Annotated in this window: 7 protein-coding genes; 5 read left to right on the top strand and 2 right to left on the bottom strand. The window is 72.3% G+C overall.

The window, feature by feature from the left end; translation table 11 throughout:
• Positions 1 to 160: 160 nt before the first annotated feature.
• On the top strand, positions 161 to 565 hold the full coding sequence (locus AB0L40_RS23995) for an SCP2 sterol-binding domain-containing protein (RefSeq protein WP_364360673.1): 405 nt from the start codon (positions 161 to 163) through the stop codon (positions 563 to 565).
• A gap of 343 nt (positions 566 to 908) precedes the next feature.
• Here AB0L40_RS23995 and ribB read toward each other — a convergent pair whose 3' ends face one another.
• Positions 909 to 2,108 carry a 3,4-dihydroxy-2-butanone-4-phosphate synthase gene (gene ribB, locus AB0L40_RS23990; protein WP_364360671.1) on the bottom strand — a complete coding sequence of 400 codons (1,200 nt, stop codon included), beginning with the start codon at positions 2,106 to 2,108 and terminating at the stop codon, positions 909 to 911.
• 276 nt (positions 2,109 to 2,384) lie between these two features.
• Entirely contained in the window at positions 2,385 to 4,166 is a 1,782-nt protein-coding gene (locus tag AB0L40_RS23985; RefSeq protein WP_364360669.1) for an AMP-binding protein, read from the bottom strand.
• A gap of 414 nt (positions 4,167 to 4,580) precedes the next feature.
• Here AB0L40_RS23985 and AB0L40_RS23980 point away from each other — a divergent pair, with 414 nt between their 5' ends.
• The 4 genes from AB0L40_RS23980 to AB0L40_RS23965 form a co-directional block, all read left to right on the top strand.
• Positions 4,581 to 5,771, top strand: a complete 1,191-nt coding sequence (locus tag AB0L40_RS23980; RefSeq protein WP_364360667.1) for an acyl-CoA dehydrogenase family protein — start codon at positions 4,581 to 4,583, stop codon at positions 5,769 to 5,771.
• Positions 5,772 to 5,775: 4 nt separating this feature from the next.
• Entirely contained in the window at positions 5,776 to 6,606 is an 831-nt protein-coding gene (locus AB0L40_RS23975; RefSeq protein WP_364360665.1) for an enoyl-CoA hydratase-related protein, read from the top strand.
• On the top strand, positions 6,603 to 8,648 hold the full coding sequence (locus AB0L40_RS23970) for a biotin carboxylase N-terminal domain-containing protein (protein ID WP_364360663.1): 2,046 nt from the start codon (positions 6,603 to 6,605) through the stop codon (positions 8,646 to 8,648). Before AB0L40_RS23975 ends, AB0L40_RS23970 begins: the two co-directional genes overlap by 4 nt.
• Positions 8,645 to 9,788 (top strand): carboxyl transferase domain-containing protein (locus AB0L40_RS23965; protein ID WP_364360661.1); only part of this gene is annotated, 1,144 nt, incomplete at its 3' end. The genes AB0L40_RS23970 and AB0L40_RS23965, both read left to right, overlap by 4 nt.

Here is a 9,788-nt window from a genome sequence, read left to right as displayed (position 1 = left end):
CGGCCCGCGCGGGCGGCGATCCATCGGGCGATGGATCTCCCCCGGGAGGGTGATGCCGCGCACCACTTCCGCGGGGGAGGGTGGTGAGTGAGTTCCACGGACGTGCGTCCAGCGCCGGCCGACCGGAACAGCCACCACCACCAGCACAGGGAGCAGAGCCATGGCCTTCTTCAAGGACGCGGACGAGGTCTACAAGTACATCGGCGGAGTGTTCCGCGAGGCGGCCGAGCACCCGGAGTCCGGCAAGAAGCTGGCCTCGGCCAACGTCACGATGCAGGTGTACTACACGGACCCGGAGTCCAGCCTGACGATCCACCTCAAGGAGCCGAAGGTGGAGGTCGTCGACGGCGGCGACGACGCCGACGCCGACGTGAAGCTCTGGATGTCGGCCGACACGGCGGACAAGTTCTGGCGCGGCGAGTACAACCTGGCCATCGGCCTGGCCAAGGGCAAGGTCAAGGCCAAGGGCCCGGCCAGCAAGATCCTGAAGCTCGTCCCGGCGACGAAGCCGCTGTTCCCGCTGTACCGCAACATCGTGGCGGAGAAGGACTCGGCCACCGTCTGAGGCCGCGGGAGGGCGTCACGCCCCCCGCTCCTCTCCCGCCCCGCCGCACGGCGGCGCGGGAGCACCCGCGCCCCGTGCCGCCCTCCCGAGGGGACGGCCCGGGGCGCGTCGTCGTTCCGGGGGGTCGTCCCGGTGCCCCGGTCGCGTCGTCGCGCCGGGGCCCTCCCGACCGGCGAGCGCACCGCCGTCGTCCCGGGGGACGCGGACCCGAGCCCGCAACGCCTCGGCGGCGCCGGGTGCCCGGGCCGCTCGCCCGCGGCCGGGAACGAGAACGGGCCCCGATGTCGGGGCCCGTCGGCGAGTGCGTGGGGCGAACGGACCGGCCTGCGCCACCCGCCGCCGCTCAGAGGGCGTCGCCGAGGCCGGCCATGAAGGCCGACGCGCCCTGGGGGCGCGACTCGACGACGGGGCGCGGCTCGGAGGACGCGCCGTCGAGCAGCGTCGTGGGCAGGCCCTGGACGGCGAGCTCCTCGACCGCGAGGCGGTCGCCGGCGAGCAGCCGGGCGGAGCGCAGGCCCAGGTCCGACAGGATCCGGCCGGCGAGCGCGTGGTCCGGGGTGGCCGGGGCGGCATCGGCGCTGGCGGTGCCCGTGAGCCGGCGGACGAGGTGGTCGAGCCGGTCGCGCCCGGAGACGAAGACGAGGACGCCGCGGCCCTCCTCCTGGATCCGGCGCATCGCCCGAGCCGTCAGCCCGCTGCGGCCCGCGACGGCGAAGACGTCGTCGACGAGGTCCGCGCGGTGGACGTGGACCAGCACGTCGTCGACCCCGTCGACGTCGCCGTGGACGAGCGCGACGTGCTCGTGGCCGCCCGGCGAGCGGTAGCCGACGATCCGGAAGGCACCGAGCGAGGTCGGCAGGCCGCTGCCGACGACGCGCTGCACGCGGTGCTCGAGCTGGCGGCGGTGCTCGACGAGCGCCGACACCGAGACCATCTTCAGGCCGTGCTCGGCGCAGAAGCTGCGCAGGTCGGGGACCCGGGCCATCGTGCCGTCGTCGTTCAGGACCTCGCAGACGACGCCGGCGGGCGTCAGCCCGGCCAGGCGGGCGAGGTCGACCGCGGCCTCGGTCTGGGCCGGGCGCTCGAGCACGCCGCCGGGCTGCGCGCGCAGCGGGAAGACGTGGCCGGGGCGGACGATGTCGGCGGCGCCGGCATCCGGGTCGACCGCGACCTGGATCGTGCGGGCGCGGTCCGCGGCGGAGATGCCCGTCGTCACACCCTCGCGCGCCTCGATGGAGACGGTGAAGGCGGTCCCGCGACGGGACTCGTTGCGGGCGCCCATCGGCGGGAGGTTCAGCTCGAGGCAGCGCTCGGCGGTGAGGGCCAGGGCCACGATGCCGCGGCCGTGGGTCGCCATGAAGTTGATCGACTCGGGCGTGACGAACTCGGCAGCGAGGGTCAGGCCGCCCTCGGCCGGGTCGCCCTCGTCGTCGGTGACGACGACCATGCGTCCCGCCCGCAGCTCGCGGATCGCCTCGGGGACCGTGCAGAACGCGGGGCGCTGCTCGTCGAGGTCGGGGGCGGTGGACTGGTCGTGGAACACGCTGATCGTCTCCTGCCGGCGTCACCGGCGATCGCTTCTCCACCAACCTAGGACGCGGCCCGCAGCGCATCGTCCCCTCAGGGGGGACATTCCCTCCCCCTTCCGAGCTTGGGGCCCGGAAAGCCCTCCACCCTGCGTGGGAGACGGGCCCGCCGAACGGTCGCGCGACGCCGTCCCGGCCCCGGGGACGACGACGGCCGGGCGGGGATCGCTCCCCGGCCCGGCCATCGTCCCGCGCCCCGCGGCGCCCGGCCGGGCGCCGTCGGTCCGTCGGGGTCAGTCCCCGTAGAGGCCCTTGATGACGTCGGCGAAGGACTCGTCGACGACCTTGCGCTTGATCTTCATCGTCGGCGTCACCTCGCCGCTCTCCTGGGAGAGGTCGCGCTCCAGGATCGCGAACTTCTTCACCTGCTCCACGCGGGCGTACTTCTCGTTGACCTGGTCGATCTCGGCCTGGATCATCGTGCGCAGGTCCTCGTTGCGCGCGAGCGAGGCCACGTCGTCGGGGATGCCCTGCTCCTTGGCCCACGGCCCGACGGTCTCGGGGTCGAGGGTGACGAGGGCGATCGGGTACGGCCGGCGGTCGCCGTGCATCACGACCTGGCTGATCCAGCGGCACTGCTTGAGGTCGTTCTCGAAGTTCGCCGGGGCGATGTTCTTGCCGCCCGCGGTGATGATGATGTCCTTCTTGCGGCCGACGATCGAGATGTAGCCGTCCTCGTCGATGTGGCCGAGGTCGCCGGTGTGCAGCCAGCCGTCGGCGTCGACGTCCTTCTTCGACTCGTCCATGCCGTAGTAGCCCTGGAAGATGTTCGCGCCGCGGAGGAGGAGCTCGCCGTCCTCGGCGATCGAGGCCTCCTGGCCCGGCAGCGACACGCCACAGGTGCCGAACTTGATCGCGTCGACCGGGTTCATGGCCGCGGCCGTCGACGTCTCCGTCATGCCGAAGCCCTCGGTGATCGGGATGCCCGCGCCGTAGAAGAACTCGAGGATCTCCTTCGTCGCCGGGGCGCCGCCCGAGATGCCGCGCTGGAGGTTGCCGCCGAAGACGCCGCGGACCTTCGAGAAGACGGCCTCGTCGGCGGCGTCGAACTGCGCCTGCAGGTCGGCCGGGACCTCCTCGCCGGCCTCGCGCAGGCGGCGGACCTTCAGGCCGAGCTGGCCCGCACCGATGAGCTTCGCCTGGGTCTCCTTGTCCTTGGAGCCCACGACCGCGCTGTAGATCTTCTCGAAGATGCGCGGGACGGCCGGCAGGTGGGTCGGCTGCGTCTGGGCGAGCTCGGGGACGAGCTTCGCGGTGTCGCCGCCCCAGTAGATGAGCTTCGCGCCGACGTCGAACACCATCAGGTGGAACAGCAGCGCGAACGCGTGCGCGAGCGGGAGAAAGAGATAGAGGACCGAGTCGCTCGTGAGGCCCGACAGCTGGGGGCCGGCCTCCATGATGAAGCGGTAGTTGCCGTGCGACAGCACGACGCCCTTGGGCGGTCCGGTGGTGCCGGACGTGTACATGATCATGTACGCGTCGTCGGTGGTGACCGACTCGGCCCGCTCCTTCAGCGCGGACGCGTCGACGTCCTTGGCGCGCTCCTTGAGCTCCGCCAGCGAGATCGCGCCGTCGACCTCGCCGTCGAGCACGAGGATCCACTCGAGCGCCGGCAGCTGGTCCCGGACCTTCGTGATCTTCGCGACCTGCCCGGCGTTCTCGCAGACGATCCCGCGGCACTCGGAGTTGCCGACCACCCAGGCGCACTCCTCCGGTGAGTTCGTCGGGTAGACCGAGACGTTGACCGCGCCGGTCGCCGTGAGGCCGAGGTGCGCGGTGGACCAGAGGGGGCGGGTGTCGGCGAGGACCGCGATGCGGTCGCCGCGCTCCACGCCGAGCGCGAGGAGCCCGCGGCCGATCTCGATGCCCGAGGCGGCGAGCTGGGAGTACGTCAGGTCGGTCCACTCGCCCGGTGTGGCCTGGTACCGGCCGGCGACCCGGTCCCCGTAGGCGTCGTTGATGCGAAACGCGAAGTCCGCGATCGTGGTTCCTGCGGCGGTGGCGGTGGTCGTCATGTTGGGTTCTCTCCCTCGTGGTGGTCCGGCGTCCGCGTCGCGGAGGCCGAGGGCGGCGCCGTCCTGGCCGCGGGTGCTTCCCTACGCGCGATACTCTCCTGTCGGCGAGCGGCGAGGCGCCAACTTCCGTCCTCCGGGCCATCAAGGTCACCCTTTGGGGGGTCTGTGTGGTGGCGCACTCCCGCTCGGCCCGTCCCGGTGCGCCAGGGCGGAGTCGTCGCCGGACGCCCGGCCCGGCCCGGCCGCGACCCGGTGCTCGGGGCAGGGCGCCGGGGTCCCCGGCGCGCGCGTCCCTCCCCCATTCAGCGACCAGGACCCCGCGAAAGGGTGAGGACTGGCCGTGTGGCCAGACATAGGGTTCTCATACCGAGGTGCGGCGCCGTCGCACGAGCACGAGGAAAGGGCGATCCGCGCATGTCCGCTGTCATCACCGAGAGCCGCCTGGCCTATGGCCTGAGCGAGGATCACCGCGAGATCCTGGAGCAGGTCGACAAGTTCTCCAAGGCGAACTTCTGGGAGCTCCAGGAGCGCATGGACAACGACGAGTGGTGGCCCGAGGACGCCCTCCCGAAGCTCGGCGAGACCGGCTTCCTGGGCGCGACCGTCCCGCCGGAGCTCGGCGGCGCGGGGCTCGACTTCGCGGCCTCCGGCCTCGTCCTGCAGGGCGTCGCGCGCTGGAACCCGGCGCTCTCGCTGGGGATCCTCGCGCACGAGAACCTCTGCCTGAACAACATCCTCCACAACGCCAACGACGAGATCAAGCAGCGCTACCTGCCGGGCATGTGCGACGGCTCGATCGTCGGCTGCCTCTCGCTGACGGAGCCCGGCGCCGGCTCCGACGCCCTCGGAGGCATGGCCACGACGGCCAAGCTCGACGGCGACCACTACGTCCTCAACGGGACGAAGATCTACATCACCAACGGCCCGGTCGCCGACGTCTCGCTGGTCTACGCGAAGACCTCGCCGGAGCTCGGCGCCAAGGGCATCACGGCCTTCGTCGTCGACACGAACACGCCCGGCTTCAACGTCGCCCAGAAGCTCGTGAAGATGGGCATGCGCGGCACGCAGACCGCCGAGATCGTCTTCGACAACTGCCGCGTGCCGGTCAGCAACGTCGTCGGCGAGGTCGACAAGGGCGTCAACGTCGTGATGAGCGGACTCGACCTCGAGCGCATCGGCCTCAGCTACATGATCCTCGGCATGGCCGAGCGCTGCCTGGAGCTGGCGGTCGACTACGCCAAGGACCGCAAGCAGTTCGGCAAGGCGATCGGCGAGTTCCAGTTCGTCCAGGGCATGCTGGCGGAGATGTACACCGAGGTCGAGGTGCTCCGCAGCTTCTGTTACGACGTCGGCAACGAGGTCTCCGAGATCGAGCACGGCGCGGCCCGCAGCCGCGTCCACAAGCGCTCCGCGGCCCTCGTGCTGCAGGCCGGCCTGATGATCATGCGCGTCGCCGACGCCGCGGTCCAGGTCCACGGCGGCGCCGGCTACATCTGGGAGATGGAGATCAACCGCCTCTACCGCGCCGGCAAGCTGCTGCAGATCGGCGCCGGCACGAACGAGGTCCGCAAGATCATCATCGCTCGCGAGCTGCTGGGAAACTGACCCCATGACGGACGAGGTCCCTGCGGACGAGGCGCCGCGCGCCGAGCTGGTCGTCGCCGACGGCGTGGCCACCATCACGCTGCGCGACCCGGGCAAGGTCAACGCGATCAACGCCCGGATGGCCGGCGAGTTCCGCGCGGCCGTCGAGGAGGCCAACGGCCGCGACGACGTCGGCGCGATCGTGACCCTCGCCGAGGGCAAGTCGTGGTGCATGGGCGGCGCGGTCGGCGAGTTCGTCGGCCTCGGCGACGGCGTCCCGGACTTCGTCCGCCTCGTCGGCGAGGACCTCAACCCGCTGGTGGAGGCGATCCACCGGTCGCCGAAGGTCACCGTCGCCGGCGTCCACGGTCCGATCGCGGGCGCGGGCATCGGCCTGATGGCCGCGCACGACCTCGTGATCGCCGATCCGCGGACCTCGATCAGCGTGGCCTACCACCGGCTGGGACTCACGCCTGACGCCGGTGTGTCGTACTTCATGACGCGCGACCTCGGCTACCGCCGCGCGCTCGAGCTCTACCTGAGCGACGAGACCCTGCGGGCCGACGACGCGCTGGCGGCGGGGCTGTTCACGCGGCTGTCCGCCGAGGGCGACGTCCACGCGGAGGCGTCGGCGCTCGCCGCCCGCCACGCGGCGGGCCCGCGCAGCGCGCACGCGACGACCAAGCGCCTCTACCGGCAGGTCGGCGACGGCCTCCTCGAGGAGCAGGTCGCCGACGAGATCCGCTCGCTTGCGGAGGAGACGCGGACGAGCGACTTCCGCGAGGGCCTGCAGGCCATGCTGGAGCGGCGCTCGCCGGTCTTCGGCGGGACGCCCGCGGGCGCGGCCGGCTCGTGAGCGCGGTCCAGGAGAGCACCAAGGAGGAGGGGACCTTGCAGGAAGGGACGATGTTCTCGACCGTGCTGATCGCCAACCGTGGCGAGATCGCCGTGCGGGTGATCAAGACGCTCAGGCGACTGGGCATCCGCTCGGTGGCGATCTATTCGGACGCCGACGCCGACGCGGTCCACGTGCGGGAGGCCGACGAGGCCGTCCGCATCGGGCCGGCGGTGGCGAGCGAGTCGTACCTGTCGATCGACAAGGTCCTCGACGCCGCGGTGGCGACGGGTGCGGAGGCGATCCACCCGGGCTACGGCTTCCTGTCGGAGAACGCGGAGTTCGCGCGGGCCTGCAAGGAGCGCGGGATCGTCTTCATCGGCCCGCCGGCCGAGGCGATGGAGGCCCTCGGCGACAAGGTCCGGGCGAAGCTCGCGGCCGAGGCCGCCGACGTGCCGGTCCTCCCGGGCCTGCAGCGCGACGACCTCACCGACGAGGACATCCTCGGCTTCGCCGACGAGCACCCCGACGCCTTCCCGCTCATGGTCAAGGCGTCCGCCGGTGGCGGCGGGCGCGGCATGCGCATCGTCCCGACGCGCGGGGAGCTGCCCGCCGCGCTCGAGGCCGCGCGCCGCGAGGCCCTGTCGGGCTTCGGCAACGACGCGCTGCTCGTCGAGCGCTACGTCGAGCGCGCCAAGCACATCGAGGTCCAGCTGCTGGCCGACGCGCACGGCCACGCGATCTCGCTCGGCGAGCGCGAGTGCAGCCTGCAGCGCCGCCACCAGAAGGTCGTCGAGGAGAGCCCGTCGCCGACGGTCACCCCCGAGGTCCGCGAGGCGCTCGGCGCCGCGGCGGTCCGCCTGGCCCACGAGGCCGGCTACGTCGGCGCGGGCACCGCCGAGTTCATCGTCTCCTCCGACGACCCGACGAAGTTCTACTTCCTCGAGGTCAACGCCCGGCTGCAGGTCGAGCACCCCGTCACGGAGCTCGTCAACCAGGACATCGACCTCGTCGAGCAGCAGCTGCTCGTGGCCGCGGGCCACCCGCTGACGATCGCGCAGGAGGACGTCAATCTCACCGGCTGGGCGATCGAGGTCCGCCTGTGTGCTGAGGACCCCGCCAACGGGTTCCTGCCGGCCACCGGCAAGATCGGCCTGTTCCGCGCGCCGACCGGCCCGGGCATCCGGGTCGACACGGGCTTCGAGACCGGCTCCGAGGTCACGCCGTACTACGACTCGCTGCTGGCGAAGGTCATCGCCTACGGCAAGGACCGCGAGCAGGCGCTCGCCCGCCTGACCGGCGCGCTGCAGAACCTCCGCGTCCTCGGCGTGACGACGAACGCCGGCTTCCTGACGCGGCTCTTGGCCGTGCCGGAGGTCGTCGCGGGCGACTTCGACACCGGACTGATCGAGCGTGGTGCGGCGGAGTCGCTGCCGCCGCAGTCCGACCTCGTCGAGGCCGCGATCGCGCAGGCGCTGGCGGAGACGCTGGCGCTGGAGCCCGCGGACGCCGCGGCGGACACGTGGGACCGCCTCGTGTCGTGGCGGATCGACGGGCGCGCGCCCGTCGACCTCGAGCTGGAGACCGCCGCCGGCGACGTGCTGGCGATCTCCGTCGACGGTGCGCCCGGCGCGGGTGCCGTCGTGACCGTCGGCGAGGACGCCGGGGTCGGCGCCTCCGCGGTGGCGCTGGCCGACGGACGCACGCGGGTCGTCACCGGTGGGCGCGCCCGCCGGTGGGACCACGCGACGGTCGACGGCCGCCGCTGGCTCGGCGCGGGCGGCGACGCCTTCGCGTTCCAGCTGCGCCAGCCGGTCGTGGAGAGCGCGGCCGCGGCCGCCGAGGGGTCGCTCGAGGCCCCGATGCCGGGAACGGTCATCGCGGTCAAGAGTGCGGCCGGTGATGAGGTCCAGGAGGGACAGGTGCTCGTGGTGCTCGAGTCGATGAAGATGGAGATCACGCTGACGGCGCCGGCCGACGCGACCGTCGCCGACGTCCTGGTGGGCGTCGGGGACAGCGTCAGCCAAGGCCAGGTCCTCGTCGAGCTGGAGGCGGCCGCATGAGCGTCGTCCTCCGCAGCCAGGCGGATCCCAACAGCGAGCAGTTCCAGCAGAACCAGGCCGCCCACGCCGAGCTGCGGGCCGACCTCGGCGCGCAGATCCACCGCGTCCGCGCCGGCGGCGGCCCCCGGGCCGCCGAGCGGCACACGTCGCGCGGCAAGCTGCTCCCGCGCGAGCGCGTCGAGAAGCTGCTGGACCGCGGGTCCCCGTTCCTCGAGCTCTCGACGCTCGCCGCGCACGGGATGTACGAGGACCAGGCGCCGGGTGCGGGGATGATCACGGGCATCGGCCGGGTCTCCGGCCGCGAGGTGATGATCATCTGCAACGACGCCACCGTGAAGGGCGGCTCGTACTTCCCGATGACGGCGAAGAAGCAGACGCGCGCCCAGCTGATCGCGCTGCAGAACCGCCTGCCCTGCATCTACCTCGTGGACTCCGGCGGCGGCTACCTGCCCCTGCAGGACGAGCTGTTCCCCGATGTCGGCGGCTTCGGCCAGAGCTTCTACAACCAGGCGAACCTCTCGGCCGAGGGCATCCCGCAGGTCGCGGCCGTCCTCGGTTCCTGCACCGCGGGCGGTGCGTACATCCCGGCGATGTGCGACGAGTCCGTCATCGTCAAGGAGCAGGGCACGATCTTCCTGGGCGGCCCGCCGCTGGTGAAGGCGGCCACGGGCGAGGTCGTCTCGGCCGAGGAGCTCGGCGGCGGCGACCTCCACACGAAGAAGTCCGGCGTCGCCGACCACCTGGCGGCGGACGACACGGACGCGCTGGCGATCGTGCGCTCGATCGTCGCGACGTTCCCGGAGAAGCCCGCGGCGCCGTGGTCGATCACCGAGGCCGAGGCGCCGGCCGTCGACCCCGCCGGGATCACCGGCGCGGTGCCGGCGGACCTGCGGACGCCCTACGACCCGCGCGAGATCATCTCGCGCATCGTCGACGGCAGCCGCTTCCACGAGTTCAAGGCGAACTACGGGACGACGCTCGTCACCGGCTTCGCGCGCCTGCACGGGCACGAGGTCGGGATCATCGCCAACCAGGGCGTGATCTTCTCGGAGTCCGCGCTGAAGGGCGCGCACTTCATCGAGCTCTGCGACCAGCGGAAGATCCCGCTGATCTTCCTGCAGAACATCACGGGCTTCATGG

The organism is Patulibacter sp. NPDC049589, from assembly GCF_040675535.1.
GTDB lineage: Bacteria > Actinomycetota > Thermoleophilia > Solirubrobacterales > Solirubrobacteraceae > Patulibacter.
Note: the sequence above shows the minus strand (reverse complement) of the source record. Positions and strands in the feature narration are given on the sequence as shown.